The following is a 26,243-nucleotide window of genomic DNA, read 5'->3' as shown; positions in this document are numbered from 1 at the left end:
CCTTAAACGACGATGGAGAGCCGCTTCGCCGCGCGCGTGATCCCCGTATATAGCCAACGCGCCCTGGAGTCCTGGAACGCAAAGCTCTCGTCGAACAGCACGACGTCGTCCCATTGCGAGCCTTGCGACTTGTGCACCGTGAGCACGTAGCCGTAGTCGAACTCGTCATAGGGCTTGCGCTGCTCCCAGGCGATCTGCTCGACGCCGCCCTCGAAGCAGTCGGCGCGCACCGAGACCTTCGTCACCTTGTGGCCGAAATCCTCGTCCGGCGACAGCCGCATGCTGAGAATGCGCGATTTCGAGCGCGACGTGTTGCGCGACTTCACGCGCCACAGGCCGCCGTTGAACAGGCCCTTCTTGCGGTTGTTGCGCAGGCACACCAGCTTGTCGCCGGCGACCGGAAAGGCGTCCTCGATGTTCTGGCGCTGGCGCACCCGCATGTTGTAGGCGCGTCGGGTGTTGTTGCGGCCGACCAGCACCTGGTCGGCGCCCATGACCCGGTCGGGATCGAGCTCCTTGCGCGACACCACCTCGCTCTCGCCGTAACGGCCGATGTCGAGCTCGCGGCCTTCGCGCACATCCATCGACATCCGCACGATCGGATCGTCCTGGGCCTGGCGATGTACCTCGGTCAGCATCGCGTCGGGCTCCGAATTGGTGAAGAAGCCGCCGCCCTGGATCGGAGGAAGCTGCGCGGGATCGCCCAGCACCAGCAGCGGGCAATCGAACGACATTAGGTCCCGCCCCAATTCGGCGTCGACCATCGAGCATTCGTCGATCACGATCAGCTTGGCTTTTGAGGCCGGCGCGTCGTCCCACAGCTCGAAGCTCGGCTGCTCCTCGCCGGATTCGCGGGCGCGATAGATCAGGGAGTGAATGGTGGAGGCATCGTCGCAACCCTTGTTGCGCATCACCAGCGCCGCCTTGCCGGTGAAAGCGGCAAACTTCACCTCACCGTCGACGCCCTCGGCGATGTGCCGCGCCAGCGTGGTCTTGCCGGTGCCGGCAAAGCCGAACAGGCGGAACACCGGCGGCGTGCCGCCGCGGCCGGGTTTTGCTTTCAGCCAATCGCCAACGGCCTTGAGCGCGGCGTCTTGATGCGGGGTGAATGTCGGCATGGCTTTCCAGGAAGAGCGGGCGCCACACTTAAATGAGTCGCCACTGGCAAACTAACCGTTCGTTCGCTGCAATCAAGTCATTCTCCCGCACGGCGGAATTGCTGCTCCGTAGACAGCGTTGCCTCACGCACTAAGATGAGGCCAACAAGAACAATGTGGGAGAGCGACGCCATGAAGTTCGGCATCTTCTACGAGCTGCAATTGCCGCGGCCCTGGGTGGCCGGTGACGAGCTCAGGCTCTACCAGAACGCGCTCTCGCAGATGGAGCTCGCCGACAGGCTCGGCTACGACCATGCCTGGGTGGTCGAGCATCACTTCCTCGAGGAATATTCGCACTCGCCCTCGCCGGAATCCTTCCTGGCCGCTGCAAGCCAACGCACGCAGAAGATCAGGCTCGGCCATGGCATCCTTCAGCTCACCACCAACCACCCGGCACGCGTCGCCGAGCGCGTCGCGGTGCTCGACCTGCTCAGCAACGGCCGCTGCGAATTCGGCATGGGCGAGAGCGCGTCGATCACCGAGCTCGAGCCGTTCGGGCGCGACATGGAAAGCAAGAAGGAGGTGTTCGACGAGGCCGTGGCCGCGATCTTCCCGATGTTCAAAGACGGCGGCAGCGAGCATCACGGCAAGTACTTCGACATCCCCTTGCGCAACGTCGTCCCGAAGCCGGTGCAGAAGCCGCATCCGCCGCTGTGGATGGCATGCTCGCAACTGCCGACCATCGAGCGCGCCGGCCGCCACGGCTTCGGCGCGCTCGGCTTTCAGTTCGTCAGCGCCGATGCCGCCCACGCCTGGGTGCACGCCTACTACAATGCGATGACCAAGCGGCTCACCAAGCTTGCCGATTACGAGATCAACCCGAACATGGCGCTGGTCTCGTTCTTCATGTGCGCCAAGACCGACGAGGAGGCGCGTGCCCGCGCCGACGGCGCCACCTTCTTCCAGTTCGCGCTGCGCTTCTACGGCGCCGCGCAGAACCGCCAGCGGCCCGCGCCCGGCACGGTCAACATGTGGGACGAGTACAACAAGTGGAAGCGCGACAATCCGCAAGCCCAGGAGGCGGCGTTGCGCGGCGGCCTGATCGGCTCGCCCGAGACCATCCGCAGGAAGCTGAAGCGATTCCAGTCTTCGCATATCGATCAGGTCATCCTGCTCAATCAGGCCGGCAAGAACAGCCACGAGCACATCTGCGAATCGCTCGAGCTGTTCGGCCGCGAGGTGATGCCGGAGTTCCAGAACGATCCGGCGCAGGCGGCCTGGAAGCAGGGCGTCATGAGCGGCGAGATCAAGCTGGAGGAAATCGACACGCAGGCCTTCACCGACCGCTACGGCAAGCTCGCGATCAACGTCGCCCCGGTGAGGGCCGCGGCGGGCTAGGCTGTAAGTCATGCTGCTGACGCAATCTCTGTCTTAGTCGGCGACAACCTAAAACACTGCGTGGGAACCGCTCTGGTTCCCCACGACGGTTCCATAGCCAAGGGGTTGGCACGAATCCGCAAAACATCGGCGCAAGCTTTATGAACGCTTCCGCGTTTGCTTGCTCTGTTTGCGGTGCCGGGAACCGGCGATCGAAAAAATCATAGGAGTTATGATGCTGTTCCGCTCGAGCGCCGCACTTTGCGGCGCCCTGGTTGCGCTTGCCGTTTCTGTTACCGTTGCTCGTGGTGAAACGCGGGGAGTTCACTCAAGCACCGTCGTCGATGCTAGCTCCGAGAATGCGCTCGTCGGCGCTGCCTCCATGTACAATCCCTTTAAGCCCGGCAAGGAGGAGGGCGGTCCGCGCACAGCCTCCGGCGAGCGTTATGATCCCTCTGCCTGGACGGCTGCCATCAAGACGAGTTTGCGTCGGAGATTTGGCGGGGTCCCATTTGGCGTGAGGCCAAAGTTTGCCCTCGTCGAGGCCGTCGGCAAGAAGATCATCGTCAAGATAAATGACGTCGGACCACTCAGGCCCGGCCGCATCATTGACTTCAACGAGCGGACGATGCGCCATTTCGATCCAAGCCTGGAGCTCGGAGTCATTAAGGACGTAAAAGTTAGTCCGCTTTCAGGGGACAATTGGACACTGGGACCGGTGGGCTGAGAATCCAAGTTGGAAGAGGCAGTGCACGTCCCGGGACGGCGGGGCCGCCTTGACGGTCTAAAGTCTACGCATATCGACCAGATCACCCTGCTCAAGCAGGCCGGCAAGATGAGCCACGAGCACATCTGCCAATCGCTCGAGCTGTTCGGCCGCGAGGTGATGCCGGAGCTCCAGAACGTCCGGCGCAGGCGGCGTGGAAACAGGCCGCAAGGAACGGCGAGATCAAGCTGGAGGAAGTCGATACGCAGGTCCTTCACCGGCCGCTGCGGCAAGCTCGCGATCAACGTCGCGGCGGGGAAGGCGGCGGCGGGTTAGCGGGCCTGTGCAGCTGAACCGGTATGCGGTGATCAGTGCACAAGCGCGGCGTTTTGACCCGGAGCAGACCTCGCAGCCCGTTTCGTATCCAATCATGGCTAGATGGCGATCATTGCAACTTTGTCCCCTTTGGGTTGTTGCGGAAATGGCGATGCCCACTGCGGCGCCTGACGCAATCGGCCCGTCAGACGGCCGCGATCAGCTTCGCGAGCCAACGCGCTGCCTCTAGCGGCGAGCTCGGTTGGCGCACGTCATCCTTGTTTAGCAATTCGAGCGTCGGCCGATATCGGCGCGCGTGGCGCGTGCTGTCGATCGAGAGCAAAGCGGCACGCACGAGCGCCTAGCCCTAACGCAATGCGCGTCTCCGACGGTCAACGTCGCTCCTTATCGCGCTGGTCTCCCCGCTCTCGTCGTCACCAGCAAGCGCCAGGCAGCGCGAGGAACGATTCAACAAAGCGTGAGTTCGACCCTAAATCCAAGAAATAAAGCAAGAGGGTAAAGGCGATGACACGATCTGTGGAGGAGTTGAGACGCGAGTCCGAGCGCAACCGTGCAGAACTGGCGGCTACGGTAGGGCGACTAAAGGAGCAGATATCGGACACCGCCGACGACATTCGCCACAAGGTCTCGCCGCAGCACATCAAATCCGAAGTCACCGAATACGTCAGCCACAAGACCCAGAGTTGGGTCGAAGGGCTCAAGCAACAGATTATGGACAATCCGATGCGCGCAGTGGCCGCGGGCGCCGCAGTGGGAGTTCCGTTGCTGCGGTTGGCGCGAGGTGTGCCGTTGCCACTTCTGATGATCGGCGCCGGGCTTGCCCTGACTTCGAAGACAGTGCGGGATCGCGCTGCAGACGCCGCCGGTCCGGTCATGGATAATGCGGGGCGAATGCTAGAGGAGGTGACGGAGGGCGCCCGGGCCATGCAGGGCGATGCCAAGGAGACGCTATCCTCCGCTCAAAGCCGAGCCGCCGAGATGGCTGGTGACGCGCAGGACAAGGCCGCTGGAATTGCCGCTGATCTGCGGGCGGGCGCGGCTCGGGCCGCCAGTTTCGCGGGTGAAAAGCTCAAGAGCGGCATGGATGCAACCAAGGATGCCGCTGCCAGCGCGCCTGACCAGGCCCGTCAGACCATTGGCGACAATGCCGCCCTCATCGGAGGCTTGGGGATCGCGGTCGGCGCCATCATTGCTGCGGCTCTTCCCGAGACCAGGGCTGAAGCCAAGGTCATGGGGAGAGCAAGCGACGGAGTGAAGCAGGCCGCGGCGGCTGCGGCGCAATCCGGATTCGAGGCAGCGAAAGACGCGACCACATCGGCAGCCGATGTTGCGGCGCAAAAGGTCGGCGAGGCTGATCTCGGCGCCCACGCCAGCCGTATGACGCAGAACATGGCGGACACATTGAAAGAGGCTGCCGGCGACGTGGTCAAAGCTGCCTTTAGTCCCTCTCAAACCAACACTTGAAGGAAAACCATCATGAGCGATTTGGACCCGCACAACGTAACGCAGTTCGCAAAGGACCAGGACAAAGGCACCGCGAAGGATCTGAAAGGACAGATCGGCGATGCCGGAGCGGAGATGAAGCAGCGCGCCGGTGATGCTCTCCAGGCATCGGCTGATCTTGCGCGTGACAAATTCAGTGAGGCCGCGGATGCAGCAAAGGGGGTCGCGGAGGGAACCGTGGACCAGATCCAGAGCCAGGCCCGTGAGCAGCAGCGGTCCGGCGCCGATTTCATCGAGCGCCTGGCGGGCAATATCCGCGAAGCCGGCCGAGCTTTCGAGACCGACGTACCGTTCGCGGCACGTGGCATCGATTCCGCTGCCGACTATGTCGAGGACGCCGCCCAGAAGATCCGGGAAGGGAGCTTCCGGGATCTCGTCGAAGGCGCAACCGACTTCGCCAAACGTCAGCCTGCGGCCTTCCTCGGAATATCGGTGCTGGCAGGCTTTGCGGCCGTCCGCTTCCTGAAGGCATCGGGCGGACACTCGTCATCCCCAGGGCAGCGCGACACGACGAACAGATCGTCGCCGGGAAGCGGTCAGAAGCCGGGCGGGACCTCGTTTTCGGCGGGAGAACAGACCTGGTCTCAGGGGTCCGTGCGGCGTGGCCCTAATCCCCAACAAACCTCATCCACGCAGGGCAACACAGTACCATGAGCATCGAGCGCGATATCAAAACCAGTCAAAGCGAGTTCAGGGCGATCTCGACCCTGCTCGGCGATGCCATGTCGCAGTTCGCCAAGCTCTTCCAGAACGAGATAGAGCTGGCAAAGGCGGAGGTTGGCGAAAAGCTTCAAAAGATCGGCAGCGCGCTAGGCTTGATCGTAGGCGGTGCCGTTCTGGTGATCCCGGCGATCGTCATGGCACTGTTCGCCCTGTCCGCCGCATTGATCTCCGCGGGATGGTCGGAGCCGGTCTCTTATCTGACGTCGGCAATTATCGCGGCGGCCATCGCCGCCGTGCTGGTCGCCGTTGGCATCAACCGGCTTGATGCGCGTCATCTGGCCCCCAGGGAAACGATCGGCCAGCTCGAAAAGGATAAGGACACTGTGAAGGGAATGGTGCGATGAGCAGCACAAAAACCAGCTTTATGGACAATTTGGTGGCCGCTGCCCGGGAAAACCCGCTTGCCGCCGCGCTGATCGGAGGTGGAGCGCTCTGGCTGTTGGCCGGCGACCGGCAGCTTAAGACTGCGGCGCGTTCGGCTGCGGATGCCGTCGCGCCTGTCGTCGACCTTGGGACGAGCGGTCTCAGGTCGGCGGCATCCGCGATCAAGCAGACCGAGGCTCCCCCAACCGCACCTGAAATGGACAACGATCGGTCGACGGGCGTCGGAGAAACCTTGGGAGGCGCGACCGCTGCCGCTTCCGATGCGGTCTCGGGAGCGGCCGACAACGTCCGAGATCGTTTCGACGAGGGCGTCGCTTTCGCGCAGGAGAAATTCAGCAGGCTCGGCAATGCGTTTCCGGACAGGGAGGCCATAAACAACGCGAAGTCATCACTCGCCAATATGCTCGAACGGCAGCCGCTCGTGCTTGGGCTCGTGGGCATCGCGATCGGTGCGGCGGTTGCGGGCGCGTTTCGCGCCTCCGAGATCGAGAACAAGTATATCGGCGAGGTCAGCGACGATGTGAAAGCCGACCTGAACCGGCGCGCCGGCGCGGTGTCGCAGGCCATGCGTGAGGCCTCGGACACGGTTGTCGCAGAAATCAGCGACACCAGCGCCGAAGTTGTGGACCGAGTTAAGCAGGCCGGCACGGACGCTGCGGCAGCTGCCCGTGCCGAGGTGAAGTCTCTTTGATGAGACCAGAAAGGGGGCGCGCTGGCCGTCAACGGCGCGCGCCCTTTGCTCAAGCTTGATCAGGCAGGATGCTTCGCACGCAGGTCGCTGCGAGAAAAGCCCGGCCTTTTGTTCTTCAAATCGTGCGCCGTTGTCGTCCGGCGATGAGGCCATACACAAAGAGCACGATGATGGCCCCGACCACGGCGCCGATGAGTCCGGCACCCTCTCCAGGACGGTACCAGCCAAGGGCTTGGCCGAGGTAGGTGGCTACGAAGGCGCCAACGATCCCGAGGATGGTCGTAAGGATGAACCCGGAGGGTTCGTTGTCACCTGGCATGATGAACTTTGCGATCACCCCCGCGATAAAGCCGATAATGATGGTCCAAATAATGCTCATTCTCCACTCCTCCTGAACAAACAACGACGATGGCAGTGCGAAGGCTATGAGGTGGGTAAACGCCCCTCAGGCGTGTACTTGTCGATTGCCTGGGGAAGCTCGCGCGATAACCTTGCGAGGATCTCCTCGTGAGACAGCCCGGTTTCCCGCTCCAGCTTGTCCAGCACGTCGGGGCCGATTGCTTCCCGCAACTGCGAGGGCGAGATGTCCTTGTTGGGACCTGAACTGACCCAAGACCGAGCCGCGTCCCCGTGGCCGTTTTGGTCGAATTTCTCCAGCAGCTCGCCAATTCCGCCCTGCAGTAATCCTCCGACACCCGCCCCGCTCAGCATGCCCGTGAGATTGCCGAGCAGGCCGCCCAGCGGCTGGCGGGTGTTGGCGGGTTCAAGCGAGCCAGATCCCGGTCCTCTGAGCAACTCCGCCAGCTTGTCGCGGTTCTGATACCCGGCGATGGCTAGCAGTCCGAGCAGTGCGGTCATGGACGGCATTCCGCGGCTCATCTTGTAACTCCGTGATAAGGTTAGACAGCTCGAACTCGGCCAGTCCGGTTCTGTTCCTAGGCGTGCATTCGCAGCTCGCCGGAGCCGGTGCAGGCGAAACAGAAGCGGGCGTGATGAGCGGCCAATCGAGCTGGCGCCGCGTCAGTTCAATCCCAATATGGAATAGCCGGGCGGGCGATCATCAGCCAAAAGATAGCCAGCACGGCTGCGAACGCCGGAAATCCAAAGGCGAACCACCACCGGAAGAGACGGTCATACTCGGCAGGCAGCTTGGCGTCGGTCTCGACCGCACGCACGGCGAGATCGCGCATTCGCATCTGCATCCACACCACCGGCAGCCAGAAAGCGCCGGTCACCACATAGAGTGCGATGGACGCCGCAATCCACCCCTCGCGAAGAGAATACCCGCTCGACCAAGCGAGCCATGTGCCGGTGATCGGCTGCAGGACCACGGCGCTCGCCGTGAACAGGAAGTCGGCCAGCACGACCGTCCGCGCCACCCCCGCGATCTCGCGCAGGTCGCCGCGCAGATGCGCCACCAACATGAAGAAAGCGATGCCGGCACCCGTGCCGAGCAGGACCGCAGCACCGATGATGTGCACCATCTTGACCAGAAAATAGAGCATCAGCGATCCTCTCGGATCGCCATGGCGACCAGATTGAGCATCAGCACCGGCCAGATCTTCAGCATCGGTCCGAGCGGATCGGCCCACAGCCGCGGCACCAGCGCCGTACCGATCATGACATAGGTCAGCGAGATGATCAGTGCTGCCCGGAGCCCGTAAAGGCTAGCCGGCCGCCACAGAATGGCGAGACCGATGACGATGTCGGCGAGGGCTCCCGCAATGACGGTGAGGGCAGCGAACCTTTCTCCCAATCCGCCTTCCCGGACGTACGACATGCCGATCTCCCAGCCCGGTCCCAGGGAGATGATGCCGGTGACGATCCAGAACAGACCGAAAACGCCGAATATCAGCGGCTTCAGCGCATACAGCCGCGCAAACCAACGCTCCTGCACCGAGGCGGGCTCGCTTGCGAGCGCGGCTGCAAGGTCACGCGGCACGATGCCCGTGGCCTGACGCCAGGGCTCGGGATCGCCGGTCGCGCCGCGCCGCATCTCGGCCTGCGCCGTCGAGTTGACGGGCGTTGCCCAGCCCAGCATCTGGGCAACGTCCCCGGCGCGGTAAGCTGCCGAAGCCGCCCAGGAAGGCAGGTGCAGCCGGTAAGCCGGCCTCCAGCGCAGCCACGAGCGAAACAGCGCGACCGCGTCGCTGAAGGCCATCCGCTGCGGACCGGCCAGATCGAGTGCGAGACGAGAAGGCGCGCCGGGTTGCAGGAAGAACAGGACCGTGTCGACGACGTCGTCGAGATGCACAGGTTGAATAGCTGCCGTATCGGGCATGATCGGTAGGACCGGCAGGGAGGCCAGTCCTCGCAACAATGCGCTGCCACCATAGGCGGGCCGCCCTACAACGACTGAAGGCCGCAGCACGACCCAATCGAGGTCCCGCGCCATCAAGGCGGCTTCGCCGTCGCGTTTGGTGCGCGAAAAATCGGTCCGGGCATCGCGATTGCTGCCGATCGCCGAGAAGAGGATGACACGGCGGACGCCGGCGCTTTCACACGCAGCATAAAGTGCCGCGCTGCCGGCGACATGAACGCCTTGCATGTCCTGCCCCTGCAGGGCACCCGCCGCATTGATGACGGCATCGACGCCCGCAAGAATGCCCTTCCACTTCGAAGCGTCGGTGGTCCGGGCAACATCGAGGGTGATGTGGTGCGCATTGGGTGCCGCCGGATGACGCGACACCAATACGCATTCATGCCCGTCGGCGGAGAGCCTGGCGTGGATTGCCGATCCAATAAGCCCCGTCCCCCCAACGAGCAGGATGCGCATCGACTGGTCCCTCAATTGGTCGCCCCGGGGAACGCAAACCGCTGATCAATTCTGAAGGCGCAGACGAATAAAGCAGGGCTGATGTAATGGTTCCTCGCGGCGGAACAGGTGAGTTTGGTGCAGACAGCGCCTTGTCGCGACCGCCCTTGCCGCAGATGTTGCGTCGCCATCGATATGAGAGGGTCGCCGCGCCGACGCTAGATTACCGGACGCGGCGGCGGCGCAGGACCTGTACGGAGAAGCGGGAAGGTGGCGATTCTCGAGCTGAAATAAAAATGTGCATCGCCGGAATTGCGTTTCTTGACCCAAGCCTCCGTATGACCTGGGGCGCCGCCGAGCACCTGATCGTCTCGAGTCTCAGTCCTGCAACAAGCGAACTCCTGGAATGGCCATGGCAAAACATCGGATCTACACAACGAGCTTCGCAAGCGTTTACCCACTTTACGTCGCGAAAGCAGAGAAGAAAGGACGCAGCAAAGCCGAGATCGATCAGATCATCTCCTGGCTGACGGGCTATGGTCAGAAGGAGCTGGAAGCTGAACTGGAAAAACAGACGGACTTCGAGACCTTCTTTGCAAAGGCCCCCAAGATCAATCCTTCCCGATCCCTGATCAAAGGCGTGATTTGCGGCGTCCGAGTGGAGGATATCAAAGAACCAACGATGCGAGAGATCCGGTATCTCGATAAGCTGGTCGATGAGCTGGCCCGGGGAAAAACGATGGACAAGATTTTGCGAAAGGAGTGATTCTCGAGCGCCTGATTGAGCTCTTTGCGAACCCATCGGCCCAACGGGCGGATACCGCTCCATCTGATCGCGAGGATGAGGCAGCAGCTGCTGGTGCAATACCGGCCGTGTTCCGCTCTCCAACTTCCGGCGAAATCCCGTTCCTGCTATCCTCCAACAAAAGAACATCTTGCGGAGGAAAACGATGCGGTCTCAGCCGGTGCCCGCATATCCAGCGGCTGGCGATACAACGTCGGCGGTGCTCGCCATCGGACGCCCCGATTTCCCAAATGTCCTGATCGATACGCTGCGGCGGCAGGCCGATGTCGGCCATTGCATGGTGTTTGCGCTGACCCGTGCCGGCGCTGCGCGCTGCCTGCTCGATGCCGGCAACATCCCGATCGGCGGCGATCTCGGCGCGGCCTATGCCGGACAGTTCCACGAATCCGATCCCAACCGCGATGCGCTGTTCGAGCGCGAGGGCGGCGCGCCGATCATGCTGCCTGCGTTCGCGCCGCGCATGTATGGCGCGCGCTACCGGAAAATCTTCTTCCAGGATTCGGGCATCGTCGACAAATGCGCGACTGCGATCTGGACTGGCGACACCTGCTTCTACGTCAACTTCTACCGCATCGCCGCGCAAGGTCGCTTCAGCGCCCTGCAGCGAGAGCGCCTTGAGGCGATCGCGCCGGCGATCGCCGCGAGCGTTGCCCGCCATTTTCAGCACACTGCAACGCCAGACCGGACGCTCGCCGGGTTGTTCGCGAGCTGCGCGCCGCTTGCCGCCCTCACGCCGCGCGAGCAGGAGGTCTGCCGGCGCATCCTCGCCGGCTTCAGCTCCGAGGCGATCTCGAAAGACCTCGGCGTCAGCCTGCATTCGACCCTGACCTATCGCAAGCGTGCCTATGAGCGGCTCGGCATCTCCTCGCAGAGCGAGCTGTTTGCGATCGTCCTGCGCCTGCTAGCGTGCAGTCTGAACTAAGGCGCGGACTCGGGGTCCGCGATATCCACTTGCGAGGTAAAGCGGATACGCGGTCCCGCCTCCGGGACCGTCGCCTCGCGACCCGCAGCCGACAACACTCCTCCGGCCTCCGGCGAGCCGCATTGAACTCTCCAGCTCCGCTCGCCATGTGTGGGAGACAGCTTGGAGCAAACAATGAAGCAGCTTTTCACCTGTGTGGCGACCGTGGGCTGCCTGGTCACCTTCCACTCCGTCGCGCAAGCCCGCTCTGCATTCGACGGATCCTGGGACCTCATTTTCGTGACGCAAAGAGGACCTTGCGATGCGACCTATAATTTCACCGTCAACATCACCGACGGAATAGTTACACATCCGAATCTAGTCAGGTTCAGAGGCCACGTGGCGCGTTCCGGCGCGGTTCGGGCCTCGGTGACAGTTCAGGACAAATTCGCCTCCGGCTCAGGTAGACTCTCGAGCAATGTTGGCCGCGGGACGTGGAGCGGCCATTCAGGAAACGCGCGCTGTTCAGGCTACTGGACCGCACAGCGCAATTGGGCGCGCTGAGCCAATGTCGGAGTGGCCCGCAGGGAGCAGAGAACGCTCGCTGATTGCCTATGGCCCGAGTAGAATCAATCGACGGTATGGTTGACAGTTTGCGAGGCTCCCTGCGAAGCCAACGTGCGCGGACGTACCTGTGGAATAGAGGACTGACTCGCTCTCGCTATCAGTCTCAAGACGGCCAAAGCACTTGGTGCGATCATTCGGCCACCGCCGGACAGCCGCACGAAGTTATCGGCTGAGATCTGGTGTTGGCCCGAATGCGAATTCCGGACGCAACGTTCAAGGGTCCGCTCATCAGGGAAAACCGGAAATGACAAGCCATTCGCGTGACCTGCGCTGTTGACCCGAAGCGGGCGTAATCAGAGCAATGGCTTCTTCATCAGAAAAGTCGATCCGTCCGGACGTTCTTCGAAGTGAACAAGTTCGTATCCGAGCTTTGTATAGAACGGTTTTGCCGTAATCGAGGACGATAACCAGAGCTCAGACAAGCCCTTGCCGACAGCATGTCTCTCCAGATACTCGACTGAGCGTCTTCCGATGCCTCCACCTTGGTGTTCCGGAGCGACGAACAAAGAGTGCAGCTTTCCCTGGCCAAGGCTGACCGTCCCGACAACGACGCAATCACTCGCGGCTACGAATACGTCCCGCTGCTCCATTTTTTCGATGACCCTGTCGAGCGCGAAATTCGCACAAATCAATTCAATGATCGCCTGATTGTAGTCGCGCGAATTCGATACGCGCACCGCATCTTGAATGAGCGTGCTCAGTGCACTTGCATCGGCCGTCGAGGCCTTTCGTATCTCGTGATGGATCATCAATATCAGTCACACTATGCAGCCTCCAGAGCCTCTACCTCAGCGCGCAAAGAACAGATGTCGCAAGTTCCTTTCGCAAGCAGAACAGCGTCTCATGTTGGCCCGTAGCTGCCTCGCCCAACCATCCAACGACCGTCTGCTTTCAGGTGGAGAGCGGATTAGGGCCGTGAAGTCTCTTCGCTTCAGCATGTGACCCCAAACCCGAAGTCGGCCCCTGGGGGGTGGTGCGCTTGCGGAGGCGAAGATCGGTAACCTCGAGATAAACGATCTCTGAACTGCCCGTTCGGCCGGCGTTCATATCATCCCTTTAGGATCTCCACACAGTAGTGAACCCCAGCCGTAGTTTGCAGCCGTGGAACCGAATCACGCGCTCGATAATTTGCGCAGGGACATACTCACAATGGAGGAGACACAATGAAGAAGCTTCTCATTTCGGCTGCTGCCGCTGCAATCATGACCGGCGCTGCCTCCGCCCAGACGGAATTTTATGTAGTGCAAGACACCTCCACGAAGAAATGCACGATCATGGACAAGAAGCCGACCACCACAACCGCCGTCATTGTTGGCGACGGCAAGGTGTTCAAGACACGCACTGAAGCTGAGACCGGGATGAAGACCATCAAGGTCTGCGCGCACTAAGGGAGCGGTGGCGAGAAGCGATGACTCCCACTCCGTCCGCTCCCATCGACAAGAGAGAGGCCGCCGAAGTGGCCCCCTCTATTCATCGGAACATACCAACTGGAGGATCAGCCATGTTGAAAGGAATGCGCAAGTATGCATTCAGCGCCGCAGCGGCAACTGCGCTTTTTGTAATCCCGATCTCGGCCTTTTCCCAATCCTTTGAGATTGGACCGGGAGGCGTCCGAGGGTACGACCGTCGAGGGGGCGGGCAATGCGAGCAATTGCGGCTTGCCTGCGAAAACAAGGACGCGCTAGGGGAACGGGGCGAAGGAAATTGCCGCAGGTATCGGGAGACCTGCCAAAGACCAGTACGCAGGGATGTGTGCGCCGAATTGAGACAGGCCTGCCTCTACAAGAACGAGCTGGGCGAACAAGGCGCAGGAAATTGCCGCAGGTACCGCGAGACTTGTCGGGGGCGCCTGTAAAGGTCTCGCCAATTTTCAGGGTGGCGGAGTGGTCCGGCATCGCTTGGCACTGCCCCGCGCACTCGTCATCGCGAAGGCCGCCTCAGTTGGCGGCCTCGTTCATATCAGGCCACCCGCGCCATGTCGCCTACTGGCCCGAATGCGAAGTCTAAGCGCCAAACAGTCTGCTTGTCGGGGGTGACCGGAAATGGCGATGCGCCCGCGAGCGATAGCCTTTGCGCTCGCGGCCGGTTGTTCAAGGACGTCCGACAAGCAATGGCAGCACGTCTGCACCGCCCGCCATGAGCGGATTCGACGGCTCGAAATGTTCCCGCAATTCTCGCTTCCGGACGAGTGAGCGCGCATCGAGAAACGCATCCTTCAGGCTGACGGCTTTCCGGAGCGCGACGTTGAAAAAAGCGTCGCCAAAATAGGTCCACTTGGCCTTGTCCTGGCAGCCGAACGACGAATGCTTGTCATCGGCCGCGGTGATGACCAGCACATCGGGAGTCGCCAGGCGCGGGATAAAAACCCCGGAATAACAAGCCGAGATCACCACCACCTTGTGTCGCACACCTGTCTTCGCGAGCATGTCGCGGAGATGAGATGGTGTGAGCGTTTGTGTGAGCCGCCCCGCCTTGATTGCAAGGCCATCAGGAGAGCCATGCGAGGTGAGAATCAAAAAGAGAACATCTTTCTCGGCATCCAAGCGGTTGGCTGCCGTCTGCAACGACTTGGCCAGAGCTTCGATCGTTGCATTTCCCCCTTTCTTGGAATTGTACTCCACGTTGATCGGTCCCGTCTCGAAACGGCCGGCCACGACCTGAGCCGCGCCGGTCGCCTCGGATCTAAACACGCCTTGATCCCCGTACAGGCCAAAGGACACCACGCCAACCTTTCCAGCGTCCGCAATCGCATGGACCGGAGGAACCAACGACCAGATGGTCAGAAAAAAAACGACGAGCGGCGCGCCGAGCCGCCTGATCGAGGACCTGGAGGTCATCGCGAACCTCGTTTCGAGATCGCCGCTACAGAACTGCGGCTCAACACAAAATAGCGGAAATCCAGTGAATTTCCATCCTTCGGAATGGCACGTGCAAGGGTCCGGATACGGCCCATTGCATCCTTTGACGCGGTGTAGCCAGGAGTCCGTTCACAGGGACAGGCCGGGAGTTCGCGTCCGAGGGCCGGATCGTGGGTCGACCGCAAACTGCCCAGTTCAACAGCTAATTATCATTGCCAACGAAACCTGAGCCCCACGATGAGCCCTCGACGGATGGATGAAGGCTTTTACGGTCCCATCCTCGCCGAAGCGGGATGTCCGGGCACCTGGAAGCGCTTGCCTGTGTCCGTGATGTTACTGCCATCGACCTTCAGAATGGAGAAGTCCTGCGTCAGATAGTTGCCGATGAGAAGGTACTTGCCGTCGGGCGTGAAGACAGCAGCCTCGGGCAAGCCGCCGACCTCGATGTCTGCGGTCTTGCTCACTTTCTTGCCGTCGATCTTGAGAACCGAGATGCTACCGTTCTTTTCGTAGAAGTATGCGTTCTTCATGTTGGAACCGCGCAGAATGACCGCAACCGCGACGTCGCCCTTGGGGCTGATTGCAAGCCCCTCGGGGCCGTCGCCCACCACCACGCGATCGATGATGCGTGGCGGATTGGCCTCCAAATCGATGACGCTCGTGGTATCCACACTTCCATCGGAAGCACCTGCGTTGCCGTTATCCGAGGTCAGGGCGATTTTCCCGCCGGGTGCGGCCGCGACATTGTAGGGCCACTGGCCGGCCGGCAGATCGATCTTGTTGTACGTCACCTTATCGCCCGCGATGTCCAGCATGGAGACTTTGTGAGCAGGGAAGCGGGCGACCAGGGCTCGCTTGCCATCAGGGGTGAACGTCACGTGCGATGGACTGTCCGGCATCGCAACGGTGTCCGTGATCTTCACGTCAGTGCCGTTCACGGAGAGGACGCTGATCGAATTGTCTCCGCGATTGGCGACCAGTGCCATCTTGCCATCTGGACTGAAGCTGAGCCCGGAAGGTTGTTTCCCGCCAGTGAGCGTTGCAGCCAGCTTGGGCGGATTGGCCTGCAGGTCGACGACGTAAATCTTGTTGTCCAGCACCTGTTTCAGCGTGTCGCCCTCCTTGACGACGTCGACCGAGTCGGCGACCAGCGCCACGGTTCCGCTGGGATCGATCGCAACGTTCACGGGCGGTCCGACCACTGAGTTCTTCAGCGGCAGGGCACCGATGATCTTGGGGGTTTCAGGAGAGGCGAGATCAACGATGAGAACCTGATCCTTACCAGGTGCAGACAGAACGGGCTTGCCGCTTTCGTCCCACAGAAGCTTCTCATCGAGGCCGACGATCAAGAGCGGCTTCGCGTGCCCAGTGCTAAAGCTCGTACTGAGCAGCATGACGGCCGCAAATGATAATCCTATGGCACGGTTACGCCACATCTTGGCATCCTCCCGAAAATGACGCCCGCCTCTGCAGGGCTGGTCTTAGCAGTTTACGAGGTGAGGCTTTCGTTCGCTAGTGGTGCCTCGTCTGATCTCCTGGCTTCTCGCCTGTCGCCCTCAGATGGTCATCGAGGGCTTGGCGGGTCGCCTCGGTAAGCTCGAATTTGACGGGACGACCGGTCTTCTTCTGGCGGACACTGGCTCGATCGGCCGCATAGCCGCTGGGTGCGATATCATCGACTTTGAGGGCGACAACGTCGCAACCACGAAGTTTGCTATCGATAGCGACGTTGAACAGCGCCAGATCGCGAATCCGACCTTCGACCTGGAGCTTTGTTCGAATGGACCAGACGTGCTTGGGACGGAGTGGCGGCTTCGCGCCAACGATCTTTCCCTTATTCCACGGTCGCCGCTTGGCGACGTTCACGTTGGGGCTTGGGACATCAGTCATGATGACCTCCTCAGTTGATGAGGCCGGTCATTTTCGGGCGAGCAACCTTTTGAACCTACGTCGGCTTATAGACAATTGCAGGCGTACTTTGGTCCTATTGGTTGGCCGGGTGGGTGCAAATGTCCCATAAGCGACATCGGGGCATTTACTGGCGGAGGGCGCGCAAATGCAGAAAGTAGGGTATGCGCTGCCAACGTCGGGCAGCACTGGACAAGACGGCATGTTCGGGAAGGGATGGCTCTCGAAGCATCTCGACTAAGAATCCCGCGCTCTCTAGCGCTAAGAAATAAGCTTCGATAGGGCGATGCTCGCTATGGAACGTCATCGCCAAACCGTCACGCTCGACCGCGTCAGCATATCGAAATGCACTGAGATAGTCGCCCTGGATGATGAAACGCGCTTCGGCGCTTGCCTGTTCGAATCTCCCAGCGGAATTGATCGGATGAACAATTGCCACACAAAATCTGCCACCCGGTTGCAACACACGCGCCGCTTCTCGGACGGCCGCAGGCATATCGCTGATATCTTGAAGTGACATGAAGGCGATTGCTAAGTCCGCGCAGGCGTCGTCAAGGGGTAGCGCCGTGGCGTCCCCCAAACGCACGTCCGTCGCCGGGTCGAACTCTCGCGCAGCTTCGACCATAGACGGCGAACTGTCGATTGCGACGACCCTGTGCCCAAGTCCCTTCAGGTCACGGGTTAGCCGTCCTTCGCCGCAGCCGATATCTACCGTTTGTCGTCCGGGCGCAGGCAACAGATGAAGGAATTGATCTCGGTGAAAGCGCCAGTAGCTATCATGTCCGGGAGCGCGCGCCCATCGTATCCAGTGACTGGCCTCGGCTTCCCAGCTGACATTTAGAGGCACAGCATCTGCAATCGTTCGTGTGATGCTCATGATGGGCCCTCTGGACCATCCAGACCTTTTGCCTCCGCTCGCGCAAACGTCGTCAGAGCCTTGGTCATGGGATATCCGGAACTGGTCCCAAATCCGCCGAGCGGCGGCCCATTTTCGACATAGCCGTTGGACACGTAAAATCGGCGCGCGGTCTCAGTGCTCGTCAAGCTACACTGGTTATTGCCTCTTTCTGCGGCTCGCGTTTCTAGCGCCCGCAGTAGGGCGCGGCTAACTCCCCAAAATCGCGCGTCGGGCGATACGTAATTGAGGCCAATCGTTCCGGCATCGGTTACTGACCCGACCGCGAGGATGTCGTTATTTTCGACAGCCACAAGCACCGAGTTGTCCGTCTGTTCGACCCAAGCACAGAAATTCTCATGCGTCTTATTGCCCAACCATCGTGCCAAGATGGAGGGGTCGCTTCGGTGGTCAGCTCCGCAAAGCTCCGCTATCGATCGCTGCAACACAATGCAGGCAGAAGGCGCATCTTCTGGTATAGCTTCTCGTATTTGCATCCAGTGATTTTGGCATACGGCCGATACCCGTGGCAATGGGCAGCCTCGCTGCAATGTCGCCCACTGGCCTCGTGCCGACCTCAGCTGAGAGCGCCGCGAGATCCGCTTGCTAAAGGTGACCCGAACAAGGCGATCCGAGCGGGCCAAGGCAGCCTTTGACCCGACTCCGACATTGCAACGTGCGTCGTCGTGCAGCCGATCAACTCGACTTTACGCCATTGGAGCATCCAAGCTGACGTTCGCCGCCGTGCCGCTGGTCTCGAAGGCACGGCGGCGTCCACGTGCGTCACCGCGCGCTGCCCGTGGTTAGCTCTTGCGAGTGCACCGGGATCATCAGGTGCTCATTGGGTTTGCCGGGGAACATGACGTAAGGCTGGGTCGCGTCCTTGACGTCCAGATCGCGCGGATAGGGACTGAGCATCTCACGTGCTGCGCCCCCGACAATCATCACGTGCGGGCCGGTCTGGACCCAATGCTTGTGCGTGTGCCGTTCGGCATGATCATGATTGCTCGTGCCGGTGTCCCCGGCCAGCATGAAAATCAGGCCGATCTTGTTCGGCGGCTCCTGTTTGGCCTGTAGAGCTTTGCGCCATTCCATGGCGTTCTGATCATCACATTCGGGCGTTCCGTCATTTCCGATAAAGCACGTGAAACCGTTCGATCCGGTTTGGACGGTCTTAGAAGACCCATCCGGCTGCATCATGGTGATCGTCGCGTTATTCACGACCGACGGCGGGGCGGCGGTCTTCACCTTGGCGATGTACTCTGGTTCGGTCTTCGGGATTTCCTCCGTTGGAAGAGCCGATGCCGACGTGACGAGCGCTGCCGAAGCTACGCAGAACCCAACCGACGCGAGAGCATAGAACCTGTTCATGGCTTACCTCCTGCAAAGTGGGCAACCGCACGAACTGTACACCGAAACCAACTGGGCGTATCTTCCGAGGTATGGCAGGGATATTTCCTTTCTCTATGTGACTCACCCAATCTATTGCTGCTTTGCGGGCACTCGACTCCGCCTCGCCACGCGGCGTCATCAGCTGCGCAGCGAGGCCTGGAGCTTTTCAGCGCCGTTAAGCCGAGGCAGGGAATGCGACGCTGGAACCGCCTTCCCACTGGCGCCTGAAGTGCTATCCTGAACGCACGGGTAAGCCACGCGGAGCGATAACTATGCGCACAGTAGTCCGAGCCGCAAATGTCATGTCGTTCTTCATGATGTTCTCCGTTGTAGCTTTGCCGGCGTGGGCTGCCGGACCAGAGGCGGAAGTGAAGGCGCTCCATGCCGCCGATCAGACCTGGCTAAAAGGCTTCACGGCCGCCGACGGCGATACGATGGCGAAGTTGTACGACGAACGCGCAGTGTTGATGCCTCCTAACGCGCCGGCTGTGACGGGTCGCGACGCCATTCGCACCTTCCTGGCGAACATGTCGTCGGAAGCAGCCAAGGCCGGCCTTGTGTTCAGTTTCGCCGACAAACAGGATGGCGGCGCAAACGGCAACCTGGGCTGGTCTTCGGGCTCCTATACGATCAAGGACAAGGCAGGGAATGTGGTCGAGACCGGCAAGTTCCTGTCAGTATCGAAAAAGGTCGGCGGCAAATGGCTCTACTGGCGCGACACTTGGAACGCTGACAGTCCGCCACCAAAATAAGTCCGCTACATCGCGCTTCAAGTTGCACTTCTCTTGCTGGACAGCGAGATCACGTTTTCGCGCGGCGTTGCGATCTCTCTGGATCGATTGACACGCCGAATGCGTCCCTGCGGTGTCCAAGCAGAATCTTTAATGTCGCCTCTTGGCCCGTCGCTGACCTTTGCTCAGACGGCTGCGAAGTCCCGTTTCGGGAGCTGAGCCGAACGCTTAGCACTCCGATGCGAGTGACGTTTTTCTCTATCGCTTTAGGATTGTGGCAATTAATTCACGCTATTGGCTCGGCCTATGGCCTTCGAGATGCCCACGGTTGGCGTTAAGGATAGTGTCTGATGTACTTCCTCACTGCCTGTCTGATCGTCGTCGTCGTGAGTGCCGCGGTATCGCTTCGTCGATCCAGAAATCTATCCCAGCCTCAGTGGGCTACCCCGGCCCAGCGGCTCGCAGCACGGCGGCGAGCGCTTTGGCCGACAATCTGCGCGGGGTTTTGTCTGCTGGGGCTGCTCGGATTTCATCATTTTCAACACGAGCCAGAACTTGGTCCCACCGCGACGACCTATCTCATGATGCTTGTTACCTCTTTCTTCGGCGGTTCGTTTCTTGGCGTCATTGGCGGGATGGATTGAGGTAGCGGGGATCAATGCAAGGCTAAAACGCGCCGGACTATGACAACTGACAAGCTGTCATGTCTTTGGCATCGTCCTGTTGGTGTCCGGGCCCTTAGCTCAGAGCGCCGCGAGGTCTACTTCCTGAAGGTGACCCGAACAGGGTCATGCAAGCTGGCCAAGGCCGTCTTTGACCCTGACCGGACATTGGACTTCTTTTGTTGAATGCTCAGGTGCCAGTCTGGTACCTTTTTTATTCCGGTCGGCTACGGCCTGGAAACCGCATCCGGAATTTCGATGGAGTCATCCCTGCATGGTGACAAAAAAATTTCACGAAGTTCGTTGCCTCGCCGAATCCGACGGTCTCGGCAATGGCCTCGATAGGCCACGGTGTGTACGCAATAAGCCGCTTCGCCTCGAGGATCACGCGCTCCTCGATCATCATCTTGGGCGGAAGACCACGCACCGCAACGCAGGCGCGACGCAACGCTTTGGTTGAACAGCCGAGCCTGTCGGCATAGTCTTCGACACGGCGCGTCCGCATGAAGTGGGCTTCGACCTCCGTGAGAAAGTGCCGGACTGTCCGATGATAACTCGAGAGCAACGGAGCTTCGTGCCGGTCCGAGCAGCGAGCGATCTGCAAGAGCAGGACGTGAAGCTGGTGCTGCAAGATGTTTGCGCAGGTCGTCGAGCCATCGCTACATTTGTACTCATCAATTATCGCGGCACACCCGGCGCAAACTCGCCCGTATGAATCCGCATCGAGGTTGATCGCTCCACTTGCCGCCGCATGATCGAGCGCCGAGCCCCGGACCAGCGGATGGTTCGCCGCCTCATCGGGCAGGACAAACTCGGGCGTAAAGAGAACGACCGTTGCCTCCACCTCTGCGCCGGGCACGAACTGCTGCACCTGGCCTGGGCGAACATGCAGAAGCGTCCCCGCCGTGCAGCGCAAACGCTCGAAGTCGAGGAAATGCGTCGTCGCCCCCGATGAGAATAGCATCAAAAGATGAAAGGCAGGACGTTGCGGGTGGTCAAAATGATCGGGCGGCACGCGCCTGAACAATTCCGACAACGCGAGCGGCTCGATTCCCAATTTTGGGAAGCGCCTGTTGAAGTAGTGGACCCCTTCAATGGGCTTCATCAGGAATCTCGCGCCGCATGGCCGACTGTCCGATTTTGATCATCTGACGGTACCAGACTGACCTAGCTATGCGCAATGCGATACGGCACGCTCTCGTATGCACAAGGAGGGCTTCACCATGCCGAACAAGCTGATCCGTATGATTGCCGCAACACTCAGTTTCATCACCCTCGCGCTCAGCCCGCCCGCGCCAAGCGCCGCAGCCGGCACGGAGAGCGCGGCGATCACATCCGCCAATCACGCCTTCGATGAGGCATTGTCTGCGCGTGACATCGCGGCGATGGACATGATCTGGGCGCACGAACCACATGTGGTCGCGGTTCATCCTGCAAGCAAAACGCCGATCATCGGCTGGGCCGCTGTGAGGCAGAGTTGGGAAGCGACGTTTGACCGCTTTGCCGAAATCTCGGTGTCGATGCAGGACCCGCAAATTCGCATCAATGAAAACGTCGCCTGGGTCGTAGGTCTCGAGGAGATTCGAGGCAAACTGAAAACCGGCGAGGCCGCAACCTTCATGGCTTTGACCACGAACATATTCGAAATGAGCGGCGGCCGCTGGCTAATGGTCCTGCACACGACCTCGCGCGTTCCACACTGACCTATGCAAGCCCAAGTTCAGTTACAGGGAGCGGAACAATCTGAAAGCGAGGTAGGTTGGCGACTGTCCTTGGTCCGTAGCTGCCTCGCCCGACCATTCAACGACCGTCTCCTTTCAGGTGGAGAGCGGATTAGGGCTGTGAAGTCTCTACGCTTCAGCATGTGACCCCATGGCCGACATCGCTGTGTTGAGCTATATTGGCGCAGGAGCCAACGTCACTTCGCGATCATCAGGATGAGTCAGGTCGGCGCTAGTGCGCCCGAGGTGTACCAACCGTAATACTGACAGGACCTGTTCCTCGAAACCGGGCGACCGCGTGATCGGCGTTGCTTAGGAGGACGGAGGTAAGCCTCGTCTCCATCCTCTATTCTAGGGAGGCATCAACAGCAGGGAGCTAACATCATGCGCACATTTGGAGCTGTATGTTTCTCATTATTGCTGTCAGCAATTCCTGCTACTGCAGCAGATCAAAATCTCAAGGAGGAAATTGGGAAGATGGCTTCAGCATACGAGCAGCACTTCAACAAACAAGATGCTGCCGGGATTACGGCACTTTATACGAAGAACTACCTGCGTGTTACTCAGAATGGAATTGAGCCCGATAATACCAAGTTTTATGAGGACGGTTTCAAAGCTGGACTTAATCGCCTCGAGGTAAAGGTGACCGAAGTTCAGCCATTGTCAGAAAACATGGCTCTGTCAACTGGCGAAGCTCACATTACTGGAAAGAGTGAGAAAGGCGATCCCCTAGAAATAAACGCGATTTGGACTGCTCTTGATGTTCGTGAGAATGGGCAATGGAAAATTCGTATGCTGACGTCGGCTCCTAAGGCACCGCCGCCGCAGCCGCAACAAGCGGGGACCACGGCGACTACAACGGGGAACGCGCCGAGTGGAAAATAGCGCCTACCCGAGAGAAGTTCGTCGTGACCGGCTTTCGCGCCCAAACGGGCGGAGGCAGCAACTGAAACGTAGGTCTGTCGGCCACGGAAGCCGACTCGCGTCCGCTGCGTGAGACCAAGGGGCCTCCCCTCTCGAAAAATGACGGGATAGCGCGGCTCCTTGATCGGACCGAGGATCAGCTTTTAGTGAAGACCGGACTGCAGCAAGTACAGCCCTGCAGGACCGAGTCTGGCCCTACGCGACGAAATGCGCCTATCACCTCCATGCCACCGGAGCTGATAGAGATCGGGCGAAAACTGGCGCGGTTGACCCTAAACGGAAATCGGGCGTCGCCTGATCGGATTCACAAAATCGCGCTCAATGTCGTTGCGACAAGATGCATGGTTTGCTCCCTAAATCGTGCGGGCTGTTCGCCACACGGGGTCAAGCTGAAGAACCCGGTTTCGTCTTGGAAGGATGTGCAGAGGATTCACTCGTTCAGAGATGAGCACGCGGCAATAGCCATCCCATGATCTTCTGATACGGATCGCGACGACTGCGAATGAATGCGTTCTCGTTCTGCTGAGCGGCGGTCCTGGCGAATTCAGAAATCCCCTCCAAAGACTGGCGTTTATCCTTCGGAAGCTTCGCCCATTGGCGAATGATCTTCCGGCGGGCTTCGCGTTGCTTTTCCCTTATGTCAGGCATCTGGAAGCTCCTTGAAGAGGATTATTCCGATCGACCTAGTATTGTTTGGGCTCACTAGAACTTCAACGTCCAATCAAGAACTCTTAGCCCCTCTGATCGTGAAGCTCTATACACGGGAGCCAGTCTCATATTGGCTTTACAGGCCCGCCGCCCTAGAATTGCGGCGATCGCAGGACGGGCGAAATGCAGTATGTTTGCGACGCACCGAAGGGCAAGACCTGGTTCCGTATCGAGACGGAAGGTGAAGCGATGCATGAGTCGCGCCTGATGGACCACACAGTTGAGAAATATTTCCGCCGCGAGCGGGAGAAGGCAGTCGAGTCCTGGCGTCCCGAGCGGCCCAACGCGATCGAGCGCGACATCGGCCTCGAGGCCCATGTACAGCGAGAGATGCCGCTTTTCCTCACGCTGCGCGACAGGGAGGGCAATGCACTGACTACAGCGATGCTGCCACCCGGCGGCAAGGATCGCGGCGGGTTCCGGATCATCATCGTTGCCGCATCCAATGCCGATCCCTATCCTCAGCAAGACGCGGCCATCGCTGCACTGGGAGCACATTTCGGTCTCACACTCGATCGCAATCGCTGCTTCCCCTACGGCCGCTAAGGAGCCTGATAAGTACCGCCGCTTGATTGAGCGATGTCGGCTCATGGACCCATAGCTGTCTCGACCGAAAGCGCTCTCCAAGGCCGCCCACGAAATTTTGCGAAATGCGGGTGGACGGTCGCTGCAGGAGTGCAAGCCTTTAGCTGATAATCTCCCTGACCTTGATGCCGCGCAAGGTCTCGATGCAGTCAGCTACCAAATGCAAGAGCTCTTGCCGCTTTATGCTCTTCACCTGACGACCTTCCATATTGATTAGTATGTATCTCGCCATGTCGTAGGCGACTTCAAACTGCGATTTGCCGGTAACCTCGACATTGATTCTTTCAGCCATTTCGCTCCCCGCTAGTTATAATTGGAAAGGAGAAGCCTATTGGAAAGCGCGTGGCCAAGTCGAGTCTGTCTTCCTTTGCGGTTAGATCATATCGGCCTGAAGGTCCGCTGGCGCTGCAACTCGAAATGCAGAGCATTAAACTAGTCCCGCTTTTGGCCCTCAACGAACATTCGCTTATGTCCGATGTTGTGGACAATGCGGGCTTCGCCATCGCACCCGCGCGTACTCGACTCTTGAAGACACGTCCTGAGGCCGCCTGTCCCAATCGCTGGGGACAGACGGCGGCTCCTGAAGGCGCTAACCTTGGCAGGCACATAGCAAGGGAGCGAAGTTTGAGCACCGCGCCGCGCATCGACATCGACCCGGCCGCATTCTGGGCCGATCCCTATCCGATGCTCGCGACAATGCGCAAGGAGGCGCCGATTGCCTTCGTGCCGCAGCTCGGCTCGACGTTGCTGACGAGCCGCGACGACATCTCGATTTCCGAGAAGCAGATCGACGTGTTCTCCTCGCACCAGCCCGCAGGTCTGATGAACCGGCTGATGGGCCATAACATGATGCGAAAGGACGGCGAGGCGCACCAGGTCGAGCGCCGCGCCATGTTTCCGACGGTGTCGCCGAAGACGGTGAAGGCGCATTGGACCGCGCAGTTCCAGGCCCATGCCGACCGCATCATCGATCGCATCGAACCGGGACGGATCGACCTCATGCGCGATTTCGCGCTGCCCTTCTCCGGCGAGTGCCTGAAGTCGATCACCGGCCTCACCAATATCGGCTTTCAGGACATGGATGCGTGGTCGCAGGGCATGATCGAGGGCATCGCCAATTATGCCGGCGATCCCGCGATCGAGGCGCGCTGCCACGCCGCGACGTCGGGCATCGATGCCGCGATCGACGACATCCTGCCGGTGATGCGCAAGCATCCGGACCAGAGCATTCTCGGCGTGCTCCTCGCCTCCGGCATGCCGATGGAGAGCGTGCGCGCAAATGTGAAACTCGCGATCTCCGGCGGCCAGAACGAGCCGCGCAAGGCCATCGCCGGCACGGTATGGGCGCTGCTGACCCATCCCGAGCAGCTCAATCTCGTGCGCAAGGGCGAAGTGTCCTGGCTGCAAGCGTTCGAGGAATATGCCCGCTGGATTTCGCCGATCGGCATGTCGCCGCGGCGCATCGCAAAGCCGTGGAGCATCCGCGACGTGTCATTCGAGCTCGATGAGCGCGTGTTCCTGATGTTCGGCTCGGCCAATCGCGACGAGAAGCATTTTGAGCGCGCCGACCAGTTCGACGTGAGACGAGACACATCCAAGAGCGTCGCCTTCGGCGCCGGTCCGCATTTCTGCGCCGGCGCCTGGGCCTCGCGCGCCATGATCGCCGACGTCGCGCTGCCGACCGTGTTCGCGCGCGCGGGGCAGCTCGAGATCGCCGATGACGAGGAGGTGCGGATCGTCGGCTGGGCGTTCCGCGGCCTGCAGAATTTGCCGGTCAATTGGCTTCATTAGGTCGGCCGGGGCCCCTCCATCCCGAGCCCCGCCATGATGCCATCTTGCTCCTGTTTTGCCCGACGAGTCAAACGAACTTCGGATAATGCGTAAGTCATTGTTTTCGCACGCCCTGGCTACTGTGCATGGGGTTGTTTTTGCGGTTTTGGTTCCGGCCGCGAGT

30 protein-coding genes and 1 pseudogene are annotated in these 26,243 nt (G+C 60.3%); 16 read left to right on the top strand and 15 right to left on the bottom strand.

The window, feature by feature from the left end:
- Positions 1–2: 2 nt before the first annotated feature.
- A complete protein-coding gene (locus IVB01_RS22255) occupies positions 3–1,118 on the bottom strand; it encodes an ATP-dependent RecD-like DNA helicase (protein ID WP_247280126.1) in 1,116 nt (371 codons plus the stop codon).
- A 171-nt stretch (positions 1,119–1,289) separates the two neighbouring features.
- Here IVB01_RS22255 and IVB01_RS22250 point away from each other — a divergent pair, with 171 nt between their 5' ends.
- The 7 genes from IVB01_RS22250 (at position 1,290) to IVB01_RS22220 (ending at position 6,817) form a co-directional block, all read left to right on the top strand.
- Positions 1,290–2,495 carry an LLM class flavin-dependent oxidoreductase gene (locus tag IVB01_RS22250; protein ID WP_247280125.1) on the top strand — a complete coding sequence of 402 codons (1,206 nt, stop codon included), beginning with the start codon at positions 1,290–1,292 and terminating at the stop codon, positions 2,493–2,495.
- 211 nt (positions 2,496–2,706) lie between these two features.
- Positions 2,707–3,201, top strand: coding sequence for a septal ring lytic transglycosylase RlpA family protein (locus tag IVB01_RS22245; RefSeq protein ID WP_247280124.1), 495 nt, complete (start codon positions 2,707–2,709; stop codon positions 3,199–3,201).
- A 21-nt stretch (positions 3,202–3,222) separates the two neighbouring features.
- The gene (locus IVB01_RS22240; protein ID WP_247280123.1) at positions 3,223–3,516 is read left to right on the top strand and encodes a hypothetical protein; all 294 of its coding nucleotides are present in this window, start codon (positions 3,223–3,225) and stop codon (positions 3,514–3,516) included.
- Positions 3,517–4,032: 516 nt separating this feature from the next.
- Positions 4,033–4,980, top strand: coding sequence for a DUF3618 domain-containing protein (locus IVB01_RS22235; protein WP_346015533.1), 948 nt, complete (start codon positions 4,033–4,035; stop codon positions 4,978–4,980).
- Between the two features lie 12 nt (positions 4,981–4,992).
- Positions 4,993–5,673, top strand: coding sequence for a hypothetical protein (locus IVB01_RS22230; RefSeq protein ID WP_247280121.1), 681 nt, complete (start codon positions 4,993–4,995; stop codon positions 5,671–5,673).
- Entirely contained in the window at positions 5,670–6,086 is a 417-nt protein-coding gene (locus tag IVB01_RS22225) for a phage holin family protein (RefSeq protein WP_247280120.1), read from the top strand. The genes IVB01_RS22230 and IVB01_RS22225 overlap by 4 nt, the downstream gene beginning before the upstream one ends.
- Entirely contained in the window at positions 6,083–6,817 is a 735-nt protein-coding gene (locus IVB01_RS22220; RefSeq protein ID WP_247280119.1) for a hypothetical protein, read from the top strand. The genes IVB01_RS22225 and IVB01_RS22220 overlap by 4 nt, the downstream gene beginning before the upstream one ends.
- 115 nt (positions 6,818–6,932) lie before the next feature.
- Here the strand turns inward: IVB01_RS22220 and IVB01_RS22215 are convergent, their stop codons facing one another.
- From IVB01_RS22215 to IVB01_RS22200, 4 genes are all read right to left on the bottom strand, one after another.
- Complete coding sequence (locus IVB01_RS22215) at positions 6,933–7,196, bottom strand: GlsB/YeaQ/YmgE family stress response membrane protein (protein WP_247280118.1); 264 nt, start codon at positions 7,194–7,196, stop codon at positions 6,933–6,935.
- A gap of 44 nt (positions 7,197–7,240) precedes the next feature.
- The gene (locus IVB01_RS22210) at positions 7,241–7,696 is read right to left on the bottom strand and encodes a YidB family protein (RefSeq protein ID WP_247280117.1); all 456 of its coding nucleotides are present in this window, start codon (positions 7,694–7,696) and stop codon (positions 7,241–7,243) included.
- Positions 7,697–7,842: 146 nt separating this feature from the next.
- On the bottom strand, positions 7,843–8,322 hold the full coding sequence (locus IVB01_RS22205) for a DUF2269 domain-containing protein (protein ID WP_247280116.1): 480 nt from the start codon (positions 8,320–8,322) through the stop codon (positions 7,843–7,845).
- On the bottom strand, positions 8,322–9,593 hold the full coding sequence (locus IVB01_RS22200; RefSeq protein WP_247280115.1) for an SDR family oxidoreductase: 1,272 nt from the start codon (positions 9,591–9,593) through the stop codon (positions 8,322–8,324). Before IVB01_RS22200 ends, IVB01_RS22205 begins: the two co-directional genes overlap by 1 nt.
- 391 nt (positions 9,594–9,984) lie before the next feature.
- Here IVB01_RS22200 and IVB01_RS22195 point away from each other — a divergent pair, with 391 nt between their 5' ends.
- Positions 9,985–10,338 (top strand): DUF2200 domain-containing protein, encoded by a 354-nt coding sequence (locus tag IVB01_RS22195; protein WP_247280276.1) that lies wholly within the window; start codon positions 9,985–9,987, stop codon positions 10,336–10,338.
- 184 nt (positions 10,339–10,522) lie between these two features.
- Positions 10,523–11,299, top strand: a complete 777-nt coding sequence (locus IVB01_RS22190; RefSeq protein ID WP_247280114.1) for a helix-turn-helix transcriptional regulator — start codon at positions 10,523–10,525, stop codon at positions 11,297–11,299.
- An 899-nt stretch (positions 11,300–12,198) separates the two neighbouring features.
- Here IVB01_RS22190 and IVB01_RS22185 read toward each other — a convergent pair.
- Positions 12,199–12,654: a GNAT family N-acetyltransferase gene (locus IVB01_RS22185; RefSeq protein WP_247280113.1), complete on the bottom strand. Its 456-nt coding sequence runs from the start codon at positions 12,652–12,654 to the stop codon at positions 12,199–12,201.
- A 414-nt stretch (positions 12,655–13,068) separates the two neighbouring features.
- Here IVB01_RS22185 and IVB01_RS22180 point away from each other — a divergent pair, with 414 nt between their 5' ends.
- Complete coding sequence (locus IVB01_RS22180) at positions 13,069–13,293, top strand: hypothetical protein (protein WP_247280112.1); 225 nt, start codon at positions 13,069–13,071, stop codon at positions 13,291–13,293.
- A 702-nt stretch (positions 13,294–13,995) separates the two neighbouring features.
- Here the strand turns inward: IVB01_RS22180 and IVB01_RS22175 are convergent.
- From IVB01_RS22175 to IVB01_RS22150, 6 genes and pseudogenes are all read right to left on the bottom strand, one after another.
- Entirely contained in the window at positions 13,996–14,742 is a 747-nt protein-coding gene (locus tag IVB01_RS22175; RefSeq protein WP_247280111.1) for a C13 family peptidase, read from the bottom strand.
- A 287-nt stretch (positions 14,743–15,029) separates the two neighbouring features.
- Positions 15,030–16,199, bottom strand: a complete 1,170-nt coding sequence (locus IVB01_RS22170; protein ID WP_247451477.1) for a beta-propeller fold lactonase family protein — start codon at positions 16,197–16,199, stop codon at positions 15,030–15,032.
- Positions 16,200–16,332: 133 nt separating this feature from the next.
- Positions 16,333–16,653, bottom strand: a pseudogene (locus tag IVB01_RS22165) (integrase); the annotation flags it as partial.
- A 145-nt stretch (positions 16,654–16,798) separates the two neighbouring features.
- A complete protein-coding gene (locus IVB01_RS22160; protein WP_247280392.1) occupies positions 16,799–17,548 on the bottom strand; it encodes a class I SAM-dependent methyltransferase in 750 nt (249 codons plus the stop codon).
- Positions 17,545–18,063: a GNAT family N-acetyltransferase gene (locus IVB01_RS22155; RefSeq protein ID WP_247280391.1), complete on the bottom strand. Its 519-nt coding sequence runs from the start codon at positions 18,061–18,063 to the stop codon at positions 17,545–17,547. The genes IVB01_RS22160 and IVB01_RS22155 overlap by 4 nt, the downstream gene beginning before the upstream one ends.
- Before the next feature lie 286 nt (positions 18,064–18,349).
- Positions 18,350–18,937, bottom strand: coding sequence for a hypothetical protein (locus IVB01_RS22150; RefSeq protein ID WP_247280390.1), 588 nt, complete (start codon positions 18,935–18,937; stop codon positions 18,350–18,352).
- 323 nt (positions 18,938–19,260) lie between these two features.
- Here IVB01_RS22150 and IVB01_RS22145 point away from each other — a divergent pair, with 323 nt between their 5' ends.
- A complete protein-coding gene (locus IVB01_RS22145) occupies positions 19,261–19,710 on the top strand; it encodes a DUF4440 domain-containing protein (RefSeq protein WP_247280389.1) in 450 nt (149 codons plus the stop codon).
- Between the two features lie 329 nt (positions 19,711–20,039).
- Complete coding sequence (locus tag IVB01_RS22140; RefSeq protein WP_247280388.1) at positions 20,040–20,333, top strand: hypothetical protein; 294 nt, start codon at positions 20,040–20,042, stop codon at positions 20,331–20,333.
- A 232-nt stretch (positions 20,334–20,565) separates the two neighbouring features.
- Here the strand turns inward: IVB01_RS22140 and IVB01_RS22135 are convergent, their stop codons facing one another.
- The gene (locus IVB01_RS22135; RefSeq protein WP_247280387.1) at positions 20,566–21,456 is read right to left on the bottom strand and encodes an AraC family transcriptional regulator; all 891 of its coding nucleotides are present in this window, start codon (positions 21,454–21,456) and stop codon (positions 20,566–20,568) included.
- A 118-nt stretch (positions 21,457–21,574) separates the two neighbouring features.
- On the opposite strand from IVB01_RS22135, the gene IVB01_RS22130 reads away from it, so the two are divergent.
- Entirely contained in the window at positions 21,575–22,054 is a 480-nt protein-coding gene (locus IVB01_RS22130; RefSeq protein WP_247280386.1) for a nuclear transport factor 2 family protein, read from the top strand.
- Between the two features lie 402 nt (positions 22,055–22,456).
- Positions 22,457–22,957: a nuclear transport factor 2 family protein gene (locus IVB01_RS22125; protein ID WP_247280385.1), complete on the top strand. Its 501-nt coding sequence runs from the start codon at positions 22,457–22,459 to the stop codon at positions 22,955–22,957.
- A gap of 477 nt (positions 22,958–23,434) precedes the next feature.
- Here IVB01_RS22125 and IVB01_RS22120 read toward each other — a convergent pair whose 3' ends face one another.
- Positions 23,435–23,644 carry a hypothetical protein gene (locus tag IVB01_RS22120; protein ID WP_247280384.1) on the bottom strand — a complete coding sequence of 70 codons (210 nt, stop codon included), beginning with the start codon at positions 23,642–23,644 and terminating at the stop codon, positions 23,435–23,437.
- 183 nt (positions 23,645–23,827) lie between these two features.
- Here IVB01_RS22120 and IVB01_RS22115 point away from each other — a divergent pair, with 183 nt between their 5' ends.
- Positions 23,828–24,250 (top strand): hypothetical protein, encoded by a 423-nt coding sequence (locus tag IVB01_RS22115; protein WP_247280383.1) that lies wholly within the window; start codon positions 23,828–23,830, stop codon positions 24,248–24,250.
- A gap of 139 nt (positions 24,251–24,389) precedes the next feature.
- Here the strand turns inward: IVB01_RS22115 and IVB01_RS22110 are convergent, their stop codons facing one another.
- Positions 24,390–24,581, bottom strand: a complete 192-nt coding sequence (locus IVB01_RS22110; protein ID WP_247280382.1) for a hypothetical protein — start codon at positions 24,579–24,581, stop codon at positions 24,390–24,392.
- 332 nt (positions 24,582–24,913) lie between these two features.
- Between IVB01_RS22110 and IVB01_RS22105 the strand changes: the two genes are divergently transcribed.
- Positions 24,914–26,080 (top strand): cytochrome P450, encoded by a 1,167-nt coding sequence (locus tag IVB01_RS22105; RefSeq protein ID WP_247280381.1) that lies wholly within the window; start codon positions 24,914–24,916, stop codon positions 26,078–26,080.
- Positions 26,081–26,243: the final 163 nt, after the last annotated feature.

Origin of the sequence: Bradyrhizobium sp. 164, assembly GCF_023073715.1 — a bacterium.
Lineage (GTDB): Bacteria > Pseudomonadota > Alphaproteobacteria > Rhizobiales > Xanthobacteraceae > Bradyrhizobium.
This window is presented reverse-complemented; position numbering and strand designations above follow the sequence as displayed.